We start from the raw sequence: 21,740 nt of genomic DNA on the forward strand, positions 1-21,740 counted from the left end.
TGCCATGGAGCAGCGTATCCTGATCTACGCGCCTGGCGGCCAGGACGCCTCCCTGACTTCCAGGGTACTCGCCAGCGTAGCCATCGCCAGCCACGCCTGCCGCTCCGCCGGCGAGCTGGCCGAGCAGCTGGTGCTGGGCGCCGGCGGCGTGCTGACGGTGGACGAGGCCTTGCATGCAGGCGTCTACGCCGTACTCGACACCTACACCCGCCAGCAGCCGGACTGGTCCGATTTGCCCATCATCCTGCTGACGCATGCGGGACTCGACTCCTTGCCCTTGCGGCAAGCCGTCGCCACCCTGGGCAACCTGACCCTGCTGGAACGCCCCGTGCACATATTGACCCTGATCACCTCGGCCCACGCCATGCTGCGCGCACGCCAGCGCCAGTATCAGGTGCGCGAGACGCAGTGGCGCAAGGACGAATTTCTTGCCAGCCTCGGGCATGAACTGCGCAATCCGCTGGCGCCCATCAAGACTTCGGTGGCCCTGCTCAAGCACCTGTATCCGGCCTCGGAGCAGGTCAGCAAGGTCAGCGGCGTGATCGAGCGCCAGGTGACGCATCTGACGCGGCTGGTGGATGACTTGCTCAACGTGGCGCGCATCACCAGCGGCAAGGTACTGCTGCAGCGCGAAAATATTGAATTACAGCAAGTACTCGACCATGTGATCGAACTGTGCCAGCCCGCTGCTGACAGCCGGCACATCAGCATCACGCAGGCGTTGCCGCCGCTTGCCATCACGCTGCACGCCGACTATGCCAGGGTGGTGCAGATCTTTGCCAATATTGTTTTGAATGCCGTGAAGTTCACGCCGGAGGGCGGCCGTATCCACATCACGGCGTGCCTGGCGCAAGGGCAGCTGCAGGTGACGGTCGAAGACAATGGCATCGGCATCGAGCCCGATGCCATCCCGCGCATCTTTTCCATGTTCGAACAGGGGCGCACGGTGGCAGGCCAGATGGCCAGCGGCCTGGGCATCGGCTTGAGCCTGGCGCGCCAATTTGCCGAGATGCATGGCGGCAGCATCGACGCGTACAGCGACGGCCCCGGCCGCGGCAGCCGCTTCATCGTCACCTTGCCGGCCAGCGCCGGCGACGCCCAGACAGCCACCCCGGCGGCGGCCGGCAGCGAGGCACCCACCGGCGCGGACCCGCCCGTGCAAGTGCTGGTGGTGGATGACAACCTCGATGCGGCCGATTCCTTGCAAAGCTTGTTCCAGCTCGAAGGTTATGCCGCCAAGGTCGCGTATGGCGGCGTACAGGCGCTGGCGGCCGTCGATATGGCCTGGCCACAACTGATCGTGATGGACCTGGGCATGCCGGACATGGATGGCTATGAAGCGGCACGCCAGATACGCCAGCGTGCGCAGGGACGCGAAGTGCTGCTGATCGCCCTGACGGGCTGGGGCCAGGGCGAGGCGCGCTCACGCACGGAACAAGCCGGTTTCGACCATCATCTGACGAAACCGGTGGATTTCGCCGCCATCGCCGCCCTGCTGGAACAGCACCTGGCGCGGCGGACGGGGACAGCTACGCGGACAAAATAGCGTTTATTTCCACTTGCCGCGCAATTCCTGTACCTTTTGCTGCAGCAATTCCGGCGTGGCGGCCTCGGGCGCCACGGGCATGCCCACGGCCAGCGACAAACGCGAGCGCAAGCCCGCCTTGAAAGCGCGCTCGAACAAATGGCCATTGCGATGGCTCAGCAGATGCCCCCACAAGCCGCGCAGCGCCAGCGGAATCACGGGTACCTTGCTGCGCTCGACGATTTTCGCGATGCCGCCCTTGAATTCGCTGATCTGGCCCGTGCGCGTCAGCTTGCCTTCCGGGAAGATGCACACCAGCTCGCCTTCGTGCAGCGCTTGCGCGATATCGATGAAAGCCTTTTCCATGAGGAACGGGTCTTCCTTGGCCGGCGCGATGGGGATGGCCTTGGCCGTGCGGAAGATCCAGCCCATCAGCGGCATCTTGAAGATGCGGTGGTCCATGACGAAACGGATGGGGCGCGGACTGGCCGCCATGATGACGATGGCGTCCACATAGCTGACGTGGTTGCATACCAGAACGGCAGCCCCTTCCGTCGGGATGCGTTCGCCATCGACCACTTTGACGCGGTGCACGGTCTGGATGAGTATCCACGCGAGGAAACGCATGAGGAATTCCGGCACCAGCGAAAAGATGTAGGCGGCCACCAGCGCGTTCAGGATGGCCGTGACGAGGAACAGCTGCGGAATCGTAAATCCTTGTCCCAGCAGCACGATGGCCACGCCGGCCGCCGCCACCATGAACAGCGCGTTGAGGATATTCATGCCGGCGATCGTGCGCGAAATGTGTTTCGGGTCGCAGCGCGTCTGGATCAGGGCGAACAAGGGCACGATGAAGAAGCCGCCGAAGACGCCGATCATGACGATGTCGATCAAAATGCGCGGCACGCCCGCCTGGCTGACGAACGCCAGCGCATCGACCACTTGCGTATTCGCATACGCATTGCTGGCGAAATACAGGTCGATGCCGAACAGCGACAGGCCGATGGAGCCGAACGGCACCAGGCCAATCTCGATCTTGTGGCCGGACAGGCGTTCGCACAGCAAGGAACCCGTGCCGATGCCGACGGAAAACACGGTCAGCAGCAGCACGAACACGCTGTGGTCGCCATGCAGGAAATCCTTCGAGTACACGGGGAACTGCGCCAGGATCAGGGCGCCATAGAACCAGAACCAGGAATTGCCCAGCATGGCCAGGAAGACGGGACGGTTCTTGCGCGAAAAATTCAGGTTGCGGAACGATTCGGCAACAAAGTTCAAACTCACCTTCAAGTCCGGCTCGGGCGCTGGCGTGCGCGGCACGCGGTAGCTGGCGACCAGGCCGAACACAGCCACAGCGATGGTGGCGCCAGCCACCAGTTCCACGCCCAGCGGCTTGTGCACGATCAGGACGGCACCGAGGATTTCACCCAGCAAAATGCCGACAAACGTCCCCATCTCGATCAGGCCATTGCCGCCAACCAACTCTTCCGGTTTGAGCTGCTGCGGCAGGTACGCATACTTGACGGGGCCGAACAGGGTCGAATGCACGCCCATGCCCACCACGGCCGCCACCAGCAGCCACAGCGTATGCGTCATCCACCCAGCGGCGGCCACGGCCATGATGGCCAGTTCCATCCATTTCACGAAACGGGCCAGGCCCGCCTTTTCAAACTTGTCGGCCAGCTGGCCCGCCGTGGCTGAAAACACGACGTAGGGCAGGATGAACAGGCCGGGAATCAGGTTGGTGATGGTGGACGGATCGAGCGTGGTCCAGCTCAGCGCATCGTAGGCGAGGATCACCATCAAGGCCGTCTTGAACAGATTGTCGTTGAAGGCGCCAAAGAACTGGGTCCAGAAGAAGGGCCCGAAACGGCGCTGCGACAATAAGGAAAACTGGCTGCTTTGACTCATGGCATGGGGAACTGGCAATTAAGGAATTGCTAAAATACAGCACTATCTTGCGCACGACAATCTGAATGTCGACATCTTGCTTGGCGTCAATATGGAAAACGGCATGCCGCGTCATGCTCGCCTTGCCGCTCCATGCGCTGGCTGGCACTTACCCTGACACAACAGAAATCGCTTGTTTCTTGATAATAAGGTAATGTGCGCATACCGCTGGCGCCCCTGCCCGCCCCTTCCGGAAAGCTGCCTCCATGTCTGGATTCACATCATTGACCATCCTGGCCTTGCTGGTCACCGCCTTCGTGCTGGTGCTGCAGCACCGCAGGAAAGTAGCGGATCTGGAGTTGCTGACGGCGCGCTTGCGCAAGGAAGTCGACAGTATCCAGCAGCGCCTGCGGGCGCTGGAAGGCCAGGCCGAAGCGCCCGCGGCTACGTCCGTCGTTGCCGTAGCACCCGCCGAGCCCGCTAGCGTGGCGCCGGTGGCAGTGCCGGCACCCATGCCACCGCCCACGCCCGCCCCCGTGCCGCAAGCGGCCGCACTCAAGGTGGCCGAAGTGGCGCAGGCCGCGCCGGCAGCAGCTCCCGCACCCGCCGCGCCCGTGCCGCCAAAACCAGCCCCGCCGATTCCAGCCCGGCCCGCTCCTGCCGTCCCCAACACCCCTTCCTGGATCGCGCACCCGGACGGTCTCGTTGCCAAGGCAAAGAACTGGCTATTCACGGGCAACCTGGTCGCCAAGCTGGGCTTGCTGATCCTCTTCCTCGGCGTCAGCTTCCTGCTCAAATATGTGTCGGCGCAGGTCACGCTGCCCATCGAACTGCGCCTGGCCGGCATCGTGCTGGCCGATATCGCCCTGCTGGCCTGGGCCTGGCGCATCCGCCTCAGCCGTCCCGGCATCAGTCTGCCGCTGCAGGGCACGGCGCTGGCGATATTGATGCTGGTGACGTTTGGCGCCTTCCGCCTGTATGAACTGATCCCGGCCGGCCTGGCATTTGCCGTGCTGTTCGTGCTGACGGCGTTCACGTGTCTGCTGGCCGTGCTGCAAAACGCCGTCTGGCTGGCCGTGTTCGGCATCGTCGGCGGCTTTGCCGTGCCCCTGCTCGTGTCGACGGGCAGCGGCAACCATATCGGCCTGTTCAGCTATTACGCGCTGCTCAATGCGGGCGTCTTCGCCATCGCCCTGAAACGCGCCTGGCGCGTCCTGAATGTGCTGAGCTTTGGCTTTACCTTCGTCGTCGCCACCACCTGGGGCCTGCTGCGCTACACGCCCGAGCACTACCTGTCGACGCAGCTGTTCTTGATCCTCTTCGTGCTGTTCTATATCGGCATCGCCATCGCCTACTGCGCGCGCCAGGCGCCGCGCCTCAAGCATTACGTGGATGGCACCCTCGTCTTTGGCACGCCGCTGGCGGCCATGGGCTTGCAATACGGCCTGGTCCAGCACTTTCACTTCGGCCTGGCCTTTTCCGCGCTGATTGCCGGCCTGGGCTACACGGGATTGGCCGTGGCACTGTGGCGCCGCGCAGGTTTCAAACTGCTGGCCGAAGCCTTCCTCGCGCTGGGCATCGTCTTCGGCACCCTGGCCATCCCGTTCGCCCTCGATGGCCGGTGGACGTCCGCCGCCTGGGCGCTGGAAGGCGCGGGCATCGTCTGGGTCGGCTTGCGCCAGCGCCAGACACTGGCCTGGGCCTTCGGCCTGCTGGTGCAGGGGGCCGCCTGGATTGCCTTCCTGATCGCCATGCAGGAACTCGATACGGCCGCGGCCATGCACGCCAACATCTGGCTCGGCTGCGCGCTGCTGGCCGCCGCCGCGCTGGTGATGGCCTACAATTTCCGCCGCCACGCCAGCCATTTGCATCCGGAGTTCATGAGCAGCCTGTCCGTGCTCTTCCTGACGGCCGCCGCAGCCTGGCTGCTGGGCGGCATCTGGAGCGAAATCCTGCTGCGCACGGATGCCACCACGCAATTGAACCTGCTCACCGTCAGCGCGCTGGCTGTGGCCGCCTTGCTGGCGGTGCTGGCGCGGCGCGAACAATGGCATGCACCGCGCGCGCTGCTGCTGGCCGTGCAGGTGCTGGCCGGCATGGTCATGCTCAGCCGCGCCAGCTGGGCCTGGGACCAGCACCCGGCCAGCCTGTTCGACGGTTCCTTCCTCAGCGCGCTGCTGCTGGGCGCCGCCGCCTTTGCCAGCGCCCGTTTCCTTGCGCTGCGCGCGCGCGGCGGCGACGAACTGCTGGCTCTGGCAGCACGCCCCCTGCTGGTCTGGAGCGGCTTGCTGTGGTTTGCCGCCATCCTCGTGCCGCTCGTCAGCTGGCTGCTGCGCCTGATCGACGGCGACCTGGAGCTGCAGCCGCACGCGGGCGAACACTGGCTGGCGCTGTACCTGATCGCCGTGTGCGTCACGACGCCCGCGTTCGCCATCCTGGCGCGGCGCCTCGATTGGCCGCAGCTGCGCTGGTTCACCGTCGCTACCTGGCTCGGTCTGGGCTTGTGGAGCGCCAACATGCTGCTGGCGCTGTACCTGCGCGATTACCTGCCGACCGGCTTGAGCTGGCTGGCGCTGGCCAGCGCCCTGGCGGCCGGCGAATACCTGCTGCTGGCCTGGCCGCAAGCGGGCTGGCAACTCGGCCTGCGGGCACAGCGCCTGCTGCATACGCTGCGCACTGCCGCGCCATGGCTGATGCTGTGGCCGGTCGGCGCCATGCATGTCAACGCCTGGCTGGCACAGCATGAAGACCGCGTCAGCCCGGCCTGGGCCCGCTACTTGCCGGCCTGGGCCATGATGCTGGTGCTGGCCTTGCTGATCCGCCGCTGCCGCGCGGGCGCCTGGCCGGTGGCGCCGATTGCAGAGTGGTACCAGCGCACCCTGATACCGCTGGGCGCACTCTGGTCGCTGCTGCTGATTGCCGCCTGGAATATCTTCGACGATGGCGCCATGGCACCGCTGCCCTACTTGCCGCTGCTCAATCCGCTGGACTTGAGCACGGGCTTTGCCATCCTGCTGGCCATTGCCAGCTACCGCCTGCTGCCGGCGAAGCAGTTGCCCCTGCCTGCCCTGTGGCAAGCACGTCTGCCTGCCGTGGCCGCCTGCTGCGTGTATGTGTGGTTCAACCTGATGCTGCTGCGCACGGTATCGCACTATGTCGGCGTGCCGTATACCTTTGACGCCATGCTGGCCTCGCAATTCGTGCAAGCGATGCTGTCGCTGGTATGGAGCATCACGGCCCTGCTGCTGATGCGCCACGCGGCGCGCCATCAACGGCGCCAGCAATGGAGCATGGGCGCTGTGCTGTTGGGACTGGTTGTCTTGAAACTGTTCCTGATCGATCTGTCGAACGTGGGCGGCATCGAACGCATCATCTCCTTTGTCGGTGTCGGCTTGCTGATGGTCTTGATCGGCTACCTGGCGCCCTTCCCCAAAGCTGCCGCGCCAGCGCCGGCCGAACCGCAACAAGGAGCAGCATGAAACACTCATTGATCTGCTGCAGCCTGCTGCTGGCAGGCGCCGCGCTGGCCGCCCCTGGCCAGGACAGGCCACAGGACTACGGCTGGAGCATGCCGGTGACCGCGCCGGCCGGCGCGGGCATCGTCAAGCTGGCATTGCCCAGAGAAGTCTACCTGCACGCCAGCTCGGCCAGCCTGGCCGACGTGCGGCTGTTCGATGCCGACGGCAAGCGCCTGGCCTATGCCATCGGCGCGCCGCCCGCCCAATCGGCGACGCAGCGGACAGCCATTCCCGTCCGCATTTTCCCCGTGACGGGCGCGCCGGCAACTGGCGACGGTTTGCAAGGCATCGACATCCGCACGGCGGACGATGGCCGCTTGCTGTCGGTCAGCACCCGCGCCGGCACGGCAGCGGCCACGGCGGCGCTGCAAGCGCTGATACTCGACCTGGGCAAGCAGACGCAAGACAGGCGCATCGCCGCCTTGCGCTTCACGCCACCGGAGCGCATTCAAAATTACAGTGCGCAAGTACTGCTGGAAGTGAGCGACGACCTGAAGCAATGGGATGCCATCGGCACCACCACCTTGAATTGGCTCAGCAACAGTGACACGCAAACCCTGGCCAACGACAGCATCGCCTTTGCGCCGCGCGCTTTCCGCTACGCGCGCCTGAGCTGGCAGGAAGGCCAGCCGCTGGTGTTTGCATCGATTGCGGCGCAAGCCGTCAGCGAAACCGAGGCGGCGCCGCCACGCGCGAACATCGTGCTGCGAGGTGCGCCAGGCAAACTTGCTGGCGATTGGGCATATGCCACGCCGATCGCGATTCCCGCCGACAGCATTGCGCTGCAATTCAAGGAGCGCAATGTGGTGCTGCCCGTCACGCTGGGCGTGTATCGCCAAAGTCATTATGTGCCGCAGCGCCGCCTGTCCCTGCACCGGCAAACACGACCGGCAAATGGCGAATATTTTGAGCCGCTGCTGACCACCAGTTTTTACCGCATCAGCGAGGCTGGCAAGGAACGCGTCTCCGGCGACCTGGCAATGCCCGTGGTGCAGACCACGCAATGGGTGCTGCGGCCCGAGTCGCAAAGTACGGCGATGCCGACCAGCGCGCCGCTGTTGCGTCTTGGCTGGACGCCGGAAACGCTGGTTTTCCTGGCCGGCGGAAAGGGACCATATCATCTGGTGTTCGGCAAAGCCGACGCGCAACCGGTGGCGCAGCCGCTGGCGCAGGTGGCACCAGGCTATCGCGACGGCGAACTGCAGGCGCTGCCGATCGCCACATTGGGTGCGTTGACGGCGCGCGCTGGCGCAAGCGACGCCGCGCCGGCACCGGCTGGCACCAGTGCGCCATGGCGCCTGGCCGCGCTATGGGCGGCCCTGCTGCTGGGCGTAGGCGTGCTGGGCTTTTTTGCCTGGCGTTTGCTGACGCAGATGAAAGAGGAACAAGGCAGTACCGACAAGCAGCAACATTAGCCGGTTGGCCGCGATATCGCTGCCTTATTGCCGCAGCAGCGCCTTGAACGTCTGCGGCATCCACGGCCGCGCCGCCAGCATGAAGCTGATGGCCAGGCGCTCCTCACCAGGCAAGCGCGCGTCTTCCTGGTGCTGCTGCGAGAATTCCACCGCGACTTGCTTCAGGCGCTCCAGCAAGGCCGCCGTGGACTTTTTCGACAGCATCACGTTCACCAGGCGCAGCAATTCCGTTTCGCCATCGAATTGCGAATTCAAATAGTCGCCATAGGCTTCCTTTTTGAAATACGTATGGATGGGACCGTTCGGTATCCACGCAAACGTGCGCGCCACCAACAGTTTGACCCGGTTATTCGGCAGCAGTTCCAGAAAACCGATCTTGTCGAGGCGCAGCAGGTATTTCACGGCTTGCGCTTCGCTGATGTCGTAGATGGCAACGATCTGTTCCAGCGGCAACAGATTCAGGGCGGACACGGCCACCACGAACAGCCGGGTATCCTCGATGATTTCCTTTTCCTGCGCATACGTCAGCCCCGTGATCAGGGTGGGCGCGGCCTGGGCTGACTGCACGGCCAGCGCCAGCTGCTGGAAATCGCTGCCGATGGCCACCAGGATCTGATCCAGCCGCTGCAGGGTAAATTGCTTCTGCGAAAACATCCGCTTGACGCTGGCTTCGGATACGCCGATGCGCTGGGCCAGCTCGGCATACGTGACGGAACGCGCTTTCAACAGGCGTTTCAAGGCTTCGATCAAGGCGTGGGTTTGCGGCATGCACTTCCTTTATATAAATAGCATCGGTTCCAGCGGCAAAAAAGTAGCGCAATACGCTACCTGCGGTATGCCTGCCCGCTACGAGTAGCGTTTTCATTGACCAATTGCCCACAGTCTACAATGATGGCGTTGCCACTTGGCACACTTGAAGGAGAAACACATGAAACGCCTGCTGCCCCTCTGCCTGTCCCTGTCGCTGTTGACGCTCTCCGTGGCCGCTCCCGGCCTGGTTCACGCCGCCGCCTCCGAGAACCTGTCGAAAGGCTCGCAAAACCTCAGCCAGGGTTCCGCCGTGGTCGTCGCGGGTTCCATGTCGATGCTGGTCGCCTCCGGACAGGTGGTCGTCGCCAGCGTGGAAACGGTAGGCGAAGGCATCGTCATCGTGCTGAAAGGCGCCTCTGAGGCTGGCGGCGCATCCATCCAGATGAGCACGCAAGCGGCCAAGGGCCTGTCGCTGGCGGCCGGCACCGTGGTCAACGTGGTGGCGCTGTCCACCGGCCACATGCTGGTCATGTCTGGCAAGGCCATCGCCTTCATCCCGAATGAACTGGGCAAGGCGCTGCTGCACCACTCCAAAGTGTAAGTACCAATGAAGAACGGACATCCCATGAAACAGTTGCTCGCCACCGCCTTGCTGTGCGCCGCCATGGCGCCGCTGGCCCAGGCCGCCAATTCCGACACCACCAACGCGTCCGACAACGCCAGCATGGCGTCGGCCATCGTGCTGGTCGGCTCCATGTCGGTGCTGGCCGCCGCCGGTGAAATTGTCATCGACAAGGTGGAAGACGTGGCCGACGGCAGCGTCCTCGTACTGAAAAGCACGGCCAAGGGCGCCTCGCAGGCGGCCACGGCGTCCGTCAAGCTGAGCCAGAAGGCCATGCAAGGCCTGTCGCTGGCGGCCGGCACGGTCGTCAACGTGGTGGCCGTCTCGACGGGCCACATGCTGGTGCTGTCGGGCAAGACCATCGCCTATGTGCCGAACGCCGCCGGCCAGGCCATCCTCTACCATTCGAAAGCGTAAACCCCATGAAACGTCTGACCGTGATTGTCATCAGCCTGGCCCTGGCCGGCGCCGCCCATGCGGGACGCTCGTGCGAGGAAAAGCAAACGGATGCGAGCACCCTCGTCAAATCGATGGACCTGGCGCAAAAGACCCTGCAGGCGCTCGATGGCTCGGGCGCGCAGGTGGCGCTGGTGGCGCGCGCCGGGCAAGACCTGTCGAAGTACAATTTGCGCTATTCGCACATGGCGCTGGCCTGGCGCGACCACCCGAAAGGCCGCTGGCTGGTGGTGCATGAACTCAATGAATGCGGCACGGCGCAATCGTCGCTGTACAACGAAGGCTTGGGCAATTTCTTCATGGATGATGTGTTCATGTATGAAACCCTGATCCTGATTCCCGGCCAGGATACGCAGCAGCAACTGGTGCGCCTGCTGACGTCGAACACGCCCAAGCGTCTGCATGAGCCGCACTACAATATGCTGGCCTACCCTTTTTCCACCAAGTACCAGAATTCGAATCAGTGGGTACTGGAAACCCTGGCCGCCGCCAGCAACGAGCCGGGCAAGATCGAAACGCGCGCCGAAGCGCAAGGCTGGCTGCGCAGCGCCAGCTACGCGCCGCAAACGCTCAGCATACCCGCCGCCACGCGCCTGGGCGCGCGCATGTTCCGCGCCAATATCGCTTTTGACGATCACCCGTTCGAACGCCGCATGACGCGCCAGATCGATGTCGTCACCGTCGACTCCATCGTGCGCTTCATGCGCCAGCGCGAACCGAAGGTGCAGGAAATCGTCGTGCGGGGGAATTAAGGACGCGGCAGCACGGATGAGGTGGCCAGCATGGCCACCTCGTCACCGTTAAAACACCCAGAGCTTATCAGCCGGCATGTGCAGCCAGTACTTGCCCGCCTCGAGCTTGTGGCGCGAGTACGCGCGCAGGCTGATGTTCTCGGCGCCACCGCGCTCGAACAGGCATTCCCAGCGGTCGCCCAGGTACATGCACGTCAGCAGCGGCAGCTCGATGGCGTTGTCGACCTGCGTGGCGCTGATCTTCACTTCCTCGACGCGGATCATGGTGGTCACTTCCGTGCCCACGTTGGCGCCGCGCGCCACGCCCTGCATGGACGCGCCATCGACCAGCAGGCGCACCTGATTGCCTTCGCGCTGCAACACCTTGCCGGGCAGGCGATTGTTACTGCCCATGAATTCGGCCGTAAACAGGGTGTCCGGCGTTTCATACATGCTTTGCGGCGTGCCCTGCTGCTCGATCTTGCCGTTATTGAGCAGCAGGATGCGGTCGGAAATGGCCATCGCCTCGCCCTGGTCATGCGTCACCATCAGGGCCGACAGGCCCAGGCGCACGATCAGTTCGCGCAGGAAGGCCCGCGCTTCCTCGCGCAGCTTGGCGTCCAGGTTCGACAGCGGTTCGTCGAGCAGGATCACGGGCGGGTTGTACACCAGCGCACGGGCGATCGCCACGCGCTGCTGCTGGCCGCCGGACAGCTGATGCGGATAGCGCTCGCCCAGGTGGCCCAGGCCCAGCTGCGTCAGCACTTCCTTGATGCGCGCGGCGATCTCCGTGCTGCCCATCTTGCGCAATTTGAGGCCGTAGGCGACGTTGTCGAATACGGTCTTGTGCGGCCACAGCGCATACGACTGGAACACCAGTCCCAGGTTGCGATGTTCGGCCGGCATCTCGAAATGCTGCGCGCCGTCGAAGACATTGCGCTCGCCGATCTGGATGGTGCCCGCCTTCGGGCTTTCCAGGCCGGCGACGGCGCGCAGCAAGGTGGTCTTGCCGCTGCCCGAAGGCCCCAGCAAGGCGACCACTTCGCCTTTTTTCAGGTGCATCGAGACACCCTTCAGGATCTGGTTGGCGGCGGCGCCGGTGCCGTAGTCCAGGTACAGCTCATTGACGGTCAATTCATTCATGATGTGGTCTCAGTTCTTGTATTTAGTTATGCAACTCAGTTGTGTAACTTCACGCCGAAGCGCAGCGCGATGCCCAGGCCGATGGCTACCAGGGTGATATTGATGAAGGACAGCGCCGCCACCAGGTCGGTCGAGCCGCCAGCCCACAGCGATACCAGCATCGCGCCGATCACTTCCGTGCCCGGCGAGAGCAGGTACACGCCCGTCGAATATTCGCGCTCGAAGATCAGGAACACCATCAGCCAGGCGCCCAGCAAGCCGTATTTGATCAGCGGCAGGGTCACATCGCGCGTCACCTGGCCGCGGCTGGCGCCGACGGCGCGCGCCGCCTCTTCCAGCTCCGGTCCCACTTGCAGCAGCGCCGTGGAAATGAGGCGCATGCCGTAAGCCATCCACACCACCGAATACGCGAGCCACAGGGCGAAGATCGTCGAGCGCACTTCACGCAGCACGGGAATCACATGGCCGCTCAGCCACAAGGCCACGCCGTTGTCCATGCCTTTCAATATGCCGTCGAGCCAGGCCGGCACGAACAGGAACACCCACAGGAACGACAGGCCGGCCAGCAGACCCGGCACGGCGCGCGGCACCAGCACGCTGTAATCGAGCAGGCGCGTGATGCCGTCCTGCTTGCGGTGCATGGCCAGCGCGATGAAGCTGTAGCAGCCCACGGCCAGCGCGCCGCCGACGACGCCGATCAGGATGGTGTTGACGATGCCGCGCACCAGCGATGGCTGGTCAAAAATGTCGCGGAAATGCTGCAGGGTCAGCACGTCGGCCAGGTGCACGCCTTCGCCCCAGTACTGCACGAAGGAGCGCAGCACGATGCCTGTCAACGGCAGGATGATGGTGAAGATCAGCCAGCCGGCCAGCAAGGCAAACGCCAGCCACTTCCAGCGGCCCAGCGGCATGGCCTTGCTGCGCGCGCCCTTGCCCTTGATCGACACATACTTGTTGGCGGACTTGAGCAGCCAGCGCTGTATCATCACCAGCGGCATGGTCACCATCACCAGGCAGACGGCGACGGCGGCCATCAGGTGGTACGACGGCGTGCCCAGTTTGTTCGTCAGCTTGTACAGATAGGTCGGCAGCACCAGGTGGCCTTCCGGATCGCCGAGCACCAGCACCAGGCCGAACACTTCGAAGCCGAGGAAGAACACCAGCACGCCCGCATATGCGAGCGCCGGCATGATCATCGGCAGCGACACGTTCAGCATCACCTGGATCGGCGAAGCGCCGGCCACGCGGGCCGCTTCTTCCACGTCCGAGCCCAGGCTTTTCAGGGCCGACGAGGCATACAGGTAGACGTGCGGCACGTGCGTCAGGCCGGCGATGATGACGATGCTGGTGAAGGAATAGATATTCCAGGGCACGAAGCCGAACAGCTCCTTGGCCCAGATCGAATAGAAGCCCACGGGCCCCATCGACACAACGTAGCCAAAGCCCATCACCATCGGCGACACAAAGATCGGCACCAGCAGCATGGGCGCCACCCAGCCGCGGCCCGGCAAATCCGTGCGCACCATCAGGAAGGCCAGCATGCCGCCCAGCGGCACGGCGATCACGGTCAGGCCGCAGGCCAGCATCAGGCCATTCTTGAAGGCCATCGAGAAATCGGGATCATCAAAGATGAAACGGTAGGAGTCAAAGCCGAATTCGCGCACCGGCATGAAGAAGGGCGCGTTCAAAAAGCTCTGGTAAAAAATCAGGAACAGCGGCAGGAAGATGGCGACCAGGGTAATCGCCACGACCACGCCGCGCGACCAGTTCAGGCGCGACAAGGGAGAGCGCGACCGTGCAGGCAGCGGCAAGATAGCAGTTTGCATGATGAATCCAATGAATGAAGGGTGCGGCATCCAGCCGCCGGCGAACGCCCGCGGCTGGCCAAGGAACTCCGATAAAACCGTAGCGAGCGGCAGTGAGTTGTGGCTGAGAAGCGGAGCTGTGCGAATGCACAGTGAGCATCGGAGGCCGCAAATCGCGACGCGCAGTAGGTTTTTCGGATGTTCCTATTTTTTGCCGGCTGTTTCTTTCCACTGCTTTAAGAAGGCCATGCGCTTGGCAGGCCCCAAAAATTGCAGGATGATCGGATGCACGGGAATCGGCTTGACGTTGGCCGCGCCGATTTCCTTGATCAGGTCCGCCGAGGTGGTCTCGCCCGTGACATCGGCGCGAATCGCGTACAGCTTGGCGCCATTGGCGATGATGGTCTGGCCACGGTGCGACAGGATGTAGTCGAGCCACAGCTTGCTGGCGTTGACGTTCTTCGCGTTCTTGTTGATGAACTGCACGCGCGACAGGATCAGGGTGTAGTCCTTGGGCAGCACCACGCCGATCGACGGGTCGGTCTTGGCGCGCACCAGGGCGTAGGAACCCAGCACGTTATAGCCGATCAGGTTTTCACCCGACGAAATGCGCTCCATCATGGTGCCCGTCGACGACTGCACGCGCACCTTGGCCACGCCAAACGCGTTTTGCAGCGCCAGGAATTTCGGATACTCCTTGGCGTCCTGCGACATGAACATGAAACCCACGCCCGACTTTTCAATGTCGTAGGTGGTGACCTTGTCCTTGAACTTCGGCGTGGCGATCAGCTTGGCGAAGTCGTCGTGGTTCTTCGGCACTTCCTTCGGATCGAGCAAACGCTTGTTGTAGACGATGGCGGCCGGCTCGAACGTGGTGCCGTACGCCTGGTCGTCCCACATGGCCCAGCCGGGGATCTTGGACGCTTCCACGGATTTGTACTTGAGCGCATAGCCGTCCGAGGCCAGGCGCATCTGCAAGTCCATCGCCGACGACCACATCACGTCGGCCGTGTTGCCGCCGGCGGCCACTTCGGAAATGAAGCGGTTGTACACTTCGGTGGAATTCATGTCGTTGTATTCGACCGAGATGCCGGGATACAGGGCGCTGAAATCCTTGATCAGCGGCGCGGCGGCCTTGCTGTCGGTGGCGCTGTAGATCACCACCTTGCCTTCCTTCTTGGCCGCGTCGATGATCTTCTGGTAATCGGCCGGATAACCTGCCGGTACCTGGGCGAGAGCGGCGCCGGTGGTACCGGCGAAAGCGGCGGCCAGGGCGATGGCGAGAATGGTCTTGGTTTGCATGGTTTGTCTCCGTCTGTGATTGTTGTATGGTTGGCTATTGGATTCAGCGCATCAGGCCCAATTCGGCCGCCTGCCTGGAGTAGCGTTCGACCGCCTGGTTCACGTACTGCGTCAATTTGTCGCCCGTCAGCGCGAACGGATACATGCCTGCCTGCGTGCGCCACTGGGCAAACTGCGGCGTGGCCATGGCACGGTCGAACGTGGCCACCCAGCGCTGGTAATCCTGCTCCGGCACTTGCGGCCCCATCCACAAGCCGCGGATGATGGGCCACACCACGTCGATGCCCTGCTCGCGCGCCGTCGGCACGCTGGCCAGCACGCCGGGCAGGCGCTTTTCCGACAGCACCGCCAGCACGCGCGCATGGCTGTCGCCCGCGTTCAGGGTCGCTTCCGACGTGTCGCCCGACATCACCTGCACGTAATTGGCCTGCATCGCAGTGAATATCTCGCCGCCGCCTTCCAGCGCGACGAAGCGCAGCACTTTCGGGTCGATGCCGGCCCGGCGCGCCACCAGCGCCATCTTCACCCAGTCCTGGCTGCCGATGGTGCCGGACACGCCGATCAGCACCTTGTCGGGGTGGCGCTTGAGCGCGGCGATCAGGTCGGCCAGGGTCTTGTAGGGCGAGTCGCTGCGCACGGCGATCATGCCGTAGTCGGCGCCGAGCGCCGCCACCCAGCGCACGTCGCCCGTCTTGGCGTTGCCGAACTTGCCTTGCGCCAGGTTCAGCAGCGAGCCGCCCGAAAACACCACCAGGGTGTTTGCTTCGGCACGCCGGCGCTGCGAGCCCATCGAGCGCCACGCCACCGCGCCGATGCCGCCTGGCAGATAGCTGATGCGCACCGAGGACGCGAACGGTGCCGCCGCCACGGGATCGGGCTGCAGCAAGCCTTTCTGCGCCAGCTTGCAGGTCAGGTCCATGGCGCCGCCAGGTTTGGACGGCACCACGCAGTCGACTTCAGGCGCGGCGGCATTTGCCAGCGCGGGCAGCAGCGCGGACAACAGCAGCAGCGACAGGAACGCGGTGCGCAGCATGGTCATGCCTTAGAAGCGGTGCTGGATGCCGGCGATCAGGCCGCGCTGCGTGTCGCCGAAACCGGCATCGTCACGCGACAGGCTGACCAGCTGCTTGTGCTTGGCCTTGGCGTAGGCGCCGGCCACGTACAGGTCGGTGCGCTTGGACAGGGCATAGCGCACGCGCGCCACGTACATGATCGGATCGGCATCGAGGTTGGCGGCCACGTTCTTCACGTCCTGGTAGTAAATCACGCCCGTCAGGGTGACGACCGGCGTGGTCTTGTAGCTGACGCCGCCCCAGTACAGGGTGCCGCGCACATCGGCCTTGCCGGCGGCAGCCGGATCGAGCTTGTAGTCGCGCGCCGCCGCCTGCACTTTCCACGGGCCGTCGTCATACATGGCGCCCAGGTGGTAGACGGTGGTCTTGTCGCGCGCGCCGCCGGCGATGGTGTTGCCGTTCACCTGTTCATATGTAGCGAGCAGGCTGACGGGACCCGTCTTGTAGGTGACGGCCGTGGACAGCTTGGCGCTATCCGAATTGCCCGTCGACTGTTCGCCGAAGCCGTACGATGCGCCGTAGCTGAAGTCGCCCGTCTTGCCCGAATACTTGACCATATTGTCGAAGGCCGTCGTCATGCCGTATTTGCTCGGACCCGTCGCGTGGGCCGAAGTGGCCCACGAGTAGAACGGCGCATAGGCCATCGGATCGAATGGCAGCACGAAGTCATACACGGTGGTGAACGAGCGTCCCAGCACGACGCGGCCAAACGCGCCTTCCAGGCCCACGTTGGCCTGGCGTTTGAACAGCGCTCCGTCGGCCGCGCCCGTGTCGACCAGGATGCCGCCTTCCAGATTGAAGACGGCCTTCAGGCCGCCGCCCAGGTCTTCGCTGCCCAGGATGCCCCAGCGCGAGGTGTTCATACCGCCCGAGCTGACCTGCGTCATCGAGCTTTTGTTCGGACCGGCGTTGCTGGTGTTGCTGATGCCGGCGTCCAGGCGACCGTACAGGGTGACGTTCGACTGGGCGTGGGCGCTGCCGGCTGCGGCGAGTAGCGCCATGGCGGCCAGCGAGAATGCAGTTTTCTTCATGTAGAGTGTCTCCCTTAGATATAGTTATTAGTGATATGCCTGATCATTTTCATGAATCAGGATCACACTATATGAGCGCGATCCTTTCAATTCGCTTTCAGACTGACAGGTGTCGTCCGCCAGCCACAAGGAGGGCAAACATATTCATCGCCGCCCCTGTCGGCGCGGCGCCGGCAGGCTTACACTGCACCAATTCAAACGAATGGCGGAGACCATGCGCATATTATTAGTGGAAGACCATCTGGAGCTGTCGCACTGGCTGGCAAAGGCCCTGCGCGACGCGCACCTGACGGTGGAGACCGCCCACAACGGCGCCGATGCCGACGCCCTGCTGCATACGCAGGAATATTCCCTGGTGCTGCTCGACCTGACCCTGCCGAAGATGGATGGCCTGGACGTGCTGCGCCGCCTGCGCGCGCGTGGCGGCACGCGCGGCAAGACTCCCGTCATGATACTCACAGCGCGCGGCGGCCTCGATGAAAAAGTGCAGGGCCTGAACCTGGGCGCGGACGACTACATGGCCAAGCCGTTCGAGCTGGCCGAACTGGAAGCGCGCGTGAAAGCCCTGCTGCGCCGCAGCCAGGGCAACGAGGCACTCGTGCACACCTGCGGCGCCCTCAGTTTCGACACCGTCACGCGCATGTTCAGCTATGGCGGCGCGGCGCTGGCCCTGACGCCGCGCGAACACGCGGTGCTCGAAGCGCTGATCACGCGCTCGGGGCGGGCCGTGTCGAAGGAAAAGCTGTTTGACGAAGTCTTTGCGCTGGCCGACGACGCCAACTTGGACGCCATCGAACTGTATATCCACCGCGTGCGCAAAAAACTCGAGAACGGCGTGGAAAGCGGCTCGCCCGACGGCGCCGTCATCACCACCCTGCGCGGCATCGGCTACCTGCTGCAGCCGCGCAGCGCGATGGCGCCGGCCGCGCCAAAATGACCGTGCGCGCCCCACGCCTGCCGCTGCTCGAACGCCTGCGCCGGCGCTGGGTGCAGAGCCGGCCGCTGGGCAGCCTGCGCAGCCAGCTGCTGCGCTGGCTGCTCATTCCGCTGGTGATGCTGGTGCTGCTCGATGCCGTTTTTGTCTACCGCAACGCGCTCGACGCGGCCGACATGGCCTACGACCGCTCCTTGCTGGCATCGACGCGGGCGCTGGCCGAGCGCGTCTCCATCGTCGGCGGCAAGGTCGTCGCCGAAGTGCCTTACGTGGCGCTCGACAGCTTCGAGACCGACACACTGGGCCGCATCTACTACAAGGTGACGGGCATCAATGGCGAGCTGGTGTCAGGCTATGGCGACTTGCCGCCCGTGCCGAAAAACGTGCCACGCTCGCAGAACTATCCGGCCCTGGTGCGCTTCTACCACGCCGACTACCACGGCAAGCCGATCCGCATCGCCGCCCTGCTGCAACCCGTGTATGACGACTCGATGCGCGGCATCGCCCTGATCCAGGTGGCCGAGACGCTGGACGCGCGGCGCGGCCTGTCGAACCAGATCCTGTTCGACACCCTGATCTGGCAGGCGGCAATGATACTGGTGATGGGCGCCCTCGTGTGGTTTGCCGTGCGCCTGGTGCTGCGTCCGCTGATGCGCCTGAAAACGGAAGTCGAGACGCGCACCCTGTCCGATTTGTCCGACGTCGATCCCACGCTGGTACACAAGGAAATGCGCCCGCTGGTCAGTGCCATGAACGGCTCCATGTCGCGCCTGCAGCAGCTGATCGCCAGCCAGCGCCGCTTCATCGCCGACGCCTCGCACCAGCTGCGCACGCCGTTGACGGTGCTGAAAACCCAGGCCGAACTGGCCATGCGCGAGTGCGACCGCCAGGCGGGCGCGCCGCCGGACATCGCCGCCCTGCGCGACATCGTGCGCTCGATCGCCGCCACCACCGATTCGACCGTGCTGCTGGCCAACCGCCTCCTGACCCTGGCGCGCATCGAGCATGGCGGCGAGAATCTGGCGATGGATACTGTCGCGCTGCGCGACGTGGCGCAGCAGGTGGGACTGGAAATGGCCATGACCGCGGTCGCCAAACATATCGACCTGTCGCTGGAAGCGCCCGACGAGGCACCCGTGCATGGCCAGGCCCTGCTGCTGCATGAACTGGTGGCCAACCTGGTCGACAACGCCCTGCGCTACACGCCGCAGGGCGGCAGCGTGATCCTGCGCGTGCGCGCGGCGCAGACGGGGAACGGACACGAACACGGCGCCGTGCTGGAAGTGGAAGACAGCGGCAAAGGCATCCCGCCGGCCGAGCGCGAGCGCGTGTTGACACCGTTCTACCGGGTCGGCGCCGCGCTCGAGAGCAATCCTGGCGGCGCCGGGCTGGGCCTGGCCATCGTGCGCGACATCGCGGCCCTGCACGGCGCCCGGCTGGAACTGGCGACGGCGGCGAACGGACATGGACTGAAGGTCAGCGTGCATTTCAGCGGTGCCGCATGAAGGGCGGCGCCCGGCCAGGACGGCCGGGCGGTGCTGGCCGCTAGGCTCCGTGCGTGCGGAACCAGTCGGCGGCATGGCCAACGGTACGGTCCACCACGTCGGGCTGCTCGTAGTACTGGAAGTGATGCGTGCCATTTTCCCAGATCAGCTTTTTGTCTTCCGTCGGAATCGACTCGAAATGCCGCCGCGCGGACGCCGGGTTCATGCAGGTATCGGAATGCACGACCAGGGCCGGCTTTTTGAGCCTGGCCACGCCAGGCACGGTGGTATAGGCGAAGTGATCGAGATCGCTCATGATGGCGTAGCGGTTATCCCACCCTTTGAGCGTCCACGGTCCATACCAGCTCCACACGAGAGGCCCCGGCAAGCCGGCATTCGATCCGGCAACCGGATCGCCCAGATCGGGAGAAACCAGCGGCTGGTATACGACCGTGCCGTTCGCCGCGTAGTCGGCCCTGGCGGCGCGGGCGCGCTCGAGCCGCGCCGCCAGCAAGGCTTCCAGCTGGGCCGTCGTCGGTGCGCTGGCGACGTCGAAAGGATTCTCGGTGACGCCGGCGGCGATCATGAACAGGTCCGTTTCACGGTCGCGGTAATAGCCGGTGACCGAGGCAACCGCCTTGACGCGGTCTTCATACGAGGCGATGTCGAGCATCTCTGGACCGCCCTGGCACACGCCGAGCAGAAAGACGCGCGCCGGGTCCACATCATCGCGGGCCAGCAGGTAGTCGAGCGCCGCCACCACATCCTCATTTTTCATCTGCGGGTTTTCCAGCCGGCGCGGCATGCCGCCGCTCTCGCCCACTGTGCGCGGATCGAAGGCCAACGCGGCAAAGCCCTCGTCGGCCAGGCGGGTGGCGTACTGGGTCGGCGCCTGCTCCTTGGAAAACGAATAAGGGCCCAGGATCACGACGACGGGAAATGGCCCCTGGCCCTTGGGGCGGTAGAGCACGCCGACCACATCGTCGCCGTGCGATTTGAACGTCACCTTCTCGGGCAGATAATTGCCGTGTGTGGACATGGGTTCCTCCAAAGTTGTCAGTTCATTCAGTATATGAGACACTGATTAGCAAAACTATCTCCACAATTCTTTACACACCAATGAGCAACACTCATCAATTGAATGGCACGGACCTCTTTACGCTGAATGTATTCCTGGCGGCGGCCAGGCATTGCAACTTCCGTGCGGCAGCGGTGGAACTCGACGTCACGCCATCGGCCATCAGCCATTCGGTGAAGACCCTGGAGCAGCGGCTGGGCATACGCCTGTTCAACAGGACCACCCGCAGCGTGTCGCTGACCGATGCGGGCGAACGGCTGGCGGCCCGGCTGCGGCCCGCCCTGTCGTCGATCGCCGAGGCGATCGGGGAAGTCGATGAGCAGCGCGCGGCGCCCAGCGGCACGGTACGCATCAATGCCAGCGAGGGCGCGATCCGCATGATCCTGCGGCCGGTACTGGCGCGCTTCCTGCGCAGCTACCCGCAAGTGCATCTCGATATCGTCACCGATGGCAAGCTCAGCGATATCACCGCCGGCGGCTTCGACGCGGGGATACGGCTGGTCGAGGCCGTGCCGCAGGACATGGTAATGATACGGCTGACCGACACGGTGCGCTTCGCAGCGGTGGCCGCGCCCGCCTATTTCGCCGCACACGGCCGCCCCGGCGTGCCGCAGGACCTGCTGCGGCACGACTGCATCCGCTTTCGCTTCGACAGCGGGGCGATCTACCGCTGGGAATTCGAACATCGGGGCGCTGTCGAAACGATCAATGTCACCGGCCCCCTCACCCTGACCGACCAGCCCCTGATGGTCGATGCCGCCATCGACGGCATCGGCATCGCCTTCGTGCCCGAACACCTGGCGCTCGATGCGTTGCGCGATGGACGGCTGGAACGGGTACTCGACGACTGGTGCCCCGACATGCCGGGCCTGGCGCTGTACTATCCGGGCCACCGCCATGTCTCGGCCGGGCTGCGCGCCTTGATTGCGACGATACGCCAACCGTAACACAGCGTCACTGCCTGGTGCATAGCGCCGCCGGAT

At 64.3% G+C, this 21,740-nt stretch carries 17 protein-coding genes; 9 read left to right on the forward strand and 8 right to left on the reverse strand.

Going from position 1 to position 21,740, the window contains the following annotated elements; genetic code table 11:
* Window positions 1-4: 4 nt before the first annotated feature.
* Complete coding sequence (locus O3297_RS13965) at window positions 5-1,546, forward strand: ATP-binding protein (RefSeq protein ID WP_305048948.1); 1,542 nt, start codon at window positions 5-7, stop codon at window positions 1,544-1,546.
* 3 nt (window positions 1,547-1,549) lie between these two features.
* On the opposite strand, the gene O3297_RS13970 is transcribed toward O3297_RS13965, so the two are convergent.
* Window positions 1,550-3,436: an MFS transporter gene (locus O3297_RS13970; protein ID WP_034785493.1), complete on the reverse strand. Its 1,887-nt coding sequence runs from the start codon at window positions 3,434-3,436 to the stop codon at window positions 1,550-1,552.
* 245 nt (window positions 3,437-3,681) lie between these two features.
* On the opposite strand from O3297_RS13970, the gene O3297_RS13975 reads away from it, so the two are divergent.
* A complete protein-coding gene (locus O3297_RS13975) occupies window positions 3,682-6,894 on the forward strand; it encodes a DUF2339 domain-containing protein (protein WP_305048949.1) in 3,213 nt (1,070 codons plus the stop codon).
* Complete coding sequence (locus O3297_RS13980; RefSeq protein ID WP_305048950.1) at window positions 6,891-8,348, forward strand: DUF3999 family protein; 1,458 nt, start codon at window positions 6,891-6,893, stop codon at window positions 8,346-8,348. Before O3297_RS13975 ends, O3297_RS13980 begins: the two co-directional genes overlap by 4 nt.
* Window positions 8,349-8,372: 24 nt before the next feature.
* Here the strand turns inward: O3297_RS13980 and O3297_RS13985 are convergent, their stop codons facing one another.
* Window positions 8,373-9,116, reverse strand: coding sequence for a helix-turn-helix transcriptional regulator (locus O3297_RS13985; RefSeq protein ID WP_034785491.1), 744 nt, complete (start codon window positions 9,114-9,116; stop codon window positions 8,373-8,375).
* A gap of 160 nt (window positions 9,117-9,276) precedes the next feature.
* Here O3297_RS13985 and O3297_RS13990 point away from each other — a divergent pair, with 160 nt between their 5' ends.
* From O3297_RS13990 to O3297_RS14000, 3 genes are read left to right on the forward strand one after another with little or no spacing between them, the layout of a single operon-like run.
* The gene (locus tag O3297_RS13990) at window positions 9,277-9,699 is read left to right on the forward strand and encodes a hypothetical protein (RefSeq protein WP_305048951.1); all 423 of its coding nucleotides are present in this window, start codon (window positions 9,277-9,279) and stop codon (window positions 9,697-9,699) included.
* Window positions 9,700-9,723: 24 nt separating this feature from the next.
* Window positions 9,724-10,137 (forward strand): hypothetical protein, encoded by a 414-nt coding sequence (locus tag O3297_RS13995; RefSeq protein WP_305048952.1) that lies wholly within the window; start codon window positions 9,724-9,726, stop codon window positions 10,135-10,137.
* A 5-nt stretch (window positions 10,138-10,142) separates the two neighbouring features.
* On the forward strand, window positions 10,143-10,928 hold the full coding sequence (locus O3297_RS14000) for a DUF2145 domain-containing protein (RefSeq protein ID WP_034785488.1): 786 nt from the start codon (window positions 10,143-10,145) through the stop codon (window positions 10,926-10,928).
* A gap of 48 nt (window positions 10,929-10,976) precedes the next feature.
* Here the strand turns inward: O3297_RS14000 and O3297_RS14005 are convergent, their stop codons facing one another.
* The 5 genes from O3297_RS14005 to O3297_RS14025 form a co-directional block, all read right to left on the reverse strand.
* Complete coding sequence (locus O3297_RS14005) at window positions 10,977-12,050, reverse strand: ABC transporter ATP-binding protein (RefSeq protein WP_305048953.1); 1,074 nt, start codon at window positions 12,048-12,050, stop codon at window positions 10,977-10,979.
* A gap of 35 nt (window positions 12,051-12,085) precedes the next feature.
* Window positions 12,086-13,876: an iron ABC transporter permease gene (locus O3297_RS14010; RefSeq protein WP_305048954.1), complete on the reverse strand. Its 1,791-nt coding sequence runs from the start codon at window positions 13,874-13,876 to the stop codon at window positions 12,086-12,088.
* 183 nt (window positions 13,877-14,059) lie between these two features.
* Window positions 14,060-15,157 (reverse strand): ABC transporter substrate-binding protein, encoded by a 1,098-nt coding sequence (locus O3297_RS14015; RefSeq protein WP_305048955.1) that lies wholly within the window; start codon window positions 15,155-15,157, stop codon window positions 14,060-14,062.
* Between the two features lie 43 nt (window positions 15,158-15,200).
* On the reverse strand, window positions 15,201-16,196 hold the full coding sequence (locus O3297_RS14020; RefSeq protein ID WP_305048956.1) for a tripartite tricarboxylate transporter substrate binding protein: 996 nt from the start codon (window positions 16,194-16,196) through the stop codon (window positions 15,201-15,203).
* 3 nt (window positions 16,197-16,199) lie between these two features.
* Window positions 16,200-17,261 (reverse strand): porin, encoded by a 1,062-nt coding sequence (locus O3297_RS14025; protein ID WP_034785482.1) that lies wholly within the window; start codon window positions 17,259-17,261, stop codon window positions 16,200-16,202.
* Window positions 17,262-17,475: 214 nt separating this feature from the next.
* On the opposite strand from O3297_RS14025, the gene O3297_RS14030 reads away from it, so the two are divergent.
* Complete coding sequence (locus O3297_RS14030) at window positions 17,476-18,198, forward strand: response regulator (RefSeq protein WP_035827948.1); 723 nt, start codon at window positions 17,476-17,478, stop codon at window positions 18,196-18,198.
* Between the two features lie 2 nt (window positions 18,199-18,200).
* A complete protein-coding gene (locus O3297_RS14035; RefSeq protein ID WP_305048957.1) occupies window positions 18,201-19,700 on the forward strand; it encodes a sensor histidine kinase in 1,500 nt (499 codons plus the stop codon).
* Window positions 19,701-19,740: 40 nt separating this feature from the next.
* On the opposite strand, the gene O3297_RS14040 is transcribed toward O3297_RS14035, so the two are convergent.
* The gene (locus tag O3297_RS14040; protein ID WP_151096601.1) at window positions 19,741-20,718 is read right to left on the reverse strand and encodes an alpha/beta hydrolase; all 978 of its coding nucleotides are present in this window, start codon (window positions 20,716-20,718) and stop codon (window positions 19,741-19,743) included.
* An 80-nt stretch (window positions 20,719-20,798) separates the two neighbouring features.
* On the opposite strand from O3297_RS14040, the gene O3297_RS14045 reads away from it, so the two are divergent.
* A complete protein-coding gene (locus O3297_RS14045; RefSeq protein WP_305048958.1) occupies window positions 20,799-21,704 on the forward strand; it encodes a LysR family transcriptional regulator in 906 nt (301 codons plus the stop codon).
* Window positions 21,705-21,740: the final 36 nt, after the last annotated feature.

The organism is Janthinobacterium sp. SUN128 (assembly GCF_030587275.1).
Classification (GTDB): domain Bacteria; phylum Pseudomonadota; class Gammaproteobacteria; order Burkholderiales; family Burkholderiaceae_D; genus Janthinobacterium; species Janthinobacterium lividum.

Coding starts and splice junctions, on each gene's coding strand:
- O3297_RS14025 (WP_034785482.1), bottom strand. CDS start 17,261: ATGAAGAAAACTGCATTCTCGCTGGCCGCCATGGCGCTACTCGCCGCA.
- O3297_RS14015 (WP_305048955.1), bottom strand. CDS start 15,157: ATGCAAACCAAGACCATTCTCGCCATCGCCCTGGCCGCCGCTTTCGCC.
- O3297_RS13980 (WP_305048950.1), top strand. CDS start 6,891: ATGAAACACTCATTGATCTGCTGCAGCCTGCTGCTGGCAGGCGCCGCG.
- O3297_RS14000 (WP_034785488.1), top strand. CDS start 10,143: ATGAAACGTCTGACCGTGATTGTCATCAGCCTGGCCCTGGCCGGCGCC.
- O3297_RS13985 (WP_034785491.1), bottom strand. CDS start 9,116: ATGCCGCAAACCCACGCCTTGATCGAAGCCTTGAAACGCCTGTTGAAA.
- O3297_RS13970 (WP_034785493.1), bottom strand. CDS start 3,436: ATGAGTCAAAGCAGCCAGTTTTCCTTATTGTCGCAGCGCCGTTTCGGG.
- O3297_RS13990 (WP_305048951.1), top strand. CDS start 9,277: ATGAAACGCCTGCTGCCCCTCTGCCTGTCCCTGTCGCTGTTGACGCTC.
- O3297_RS14005 (WP_305048953.1), bottom strand. CDS start 12,050: ATGAATGAATTGACCGTCAATGAGCTGTACCTGGACTACGGCACCGGC.
- O3297_RS14045 (WP_305048958.1), top strand. CDS start 20,799: ATGAGCAACACTCATCAATTGAATGGCACGGACCTCTTTACGCTGAAT.
- O3297_RS14040 (WP_151096601.1), bottom strand. CDS start 20,718: ATGTCCACACACGGCAATTATCTGCCCGAGAAGGTGACGTTCAAATCG.
- O3297_RS14010 (WP_305048954.1), bottom strand. CDS start 13,876: ATGCAAACTGCTATCTTGCCGCTGCCTGCACGGTCGCGCTCTCCCTTG.
- O3297_RS14020 (WP_305048956.1), bottom strand. CDS start 16,196: ATGACCATGCTGCGCACCGCGTTCCTGTCGCTGCTGCTGTTGTCCGCG.
- O3297_RS14030 (WP_035827948.1), top strand. CDS start 17,476: ATGCGCATATTATTAGTGGAAGACCATCTGGAGCTGTCGCACTGGCTG.
- O3297_RS13965 (WP_305048948.1), top strand. CDS start 5: ATGGAGCAGCGTATCCTGATCTACGCGCCTGGCGGCCAGGACGCCTCC.
- O3297_RS13995 (WP_305048952.1), top strand. CDS start 9,724: ATGAAACAGTTGCTCGCCACCGCCTTGCTGTGCGCCGCCATGGCGCCG.
- O3297_RS13975 (WP_305048949.1), top strand. CDS start 3,682: ATGTCTGGATTCACATCATTGACCATCCTGGCCTTGCTGGTCACCGCC.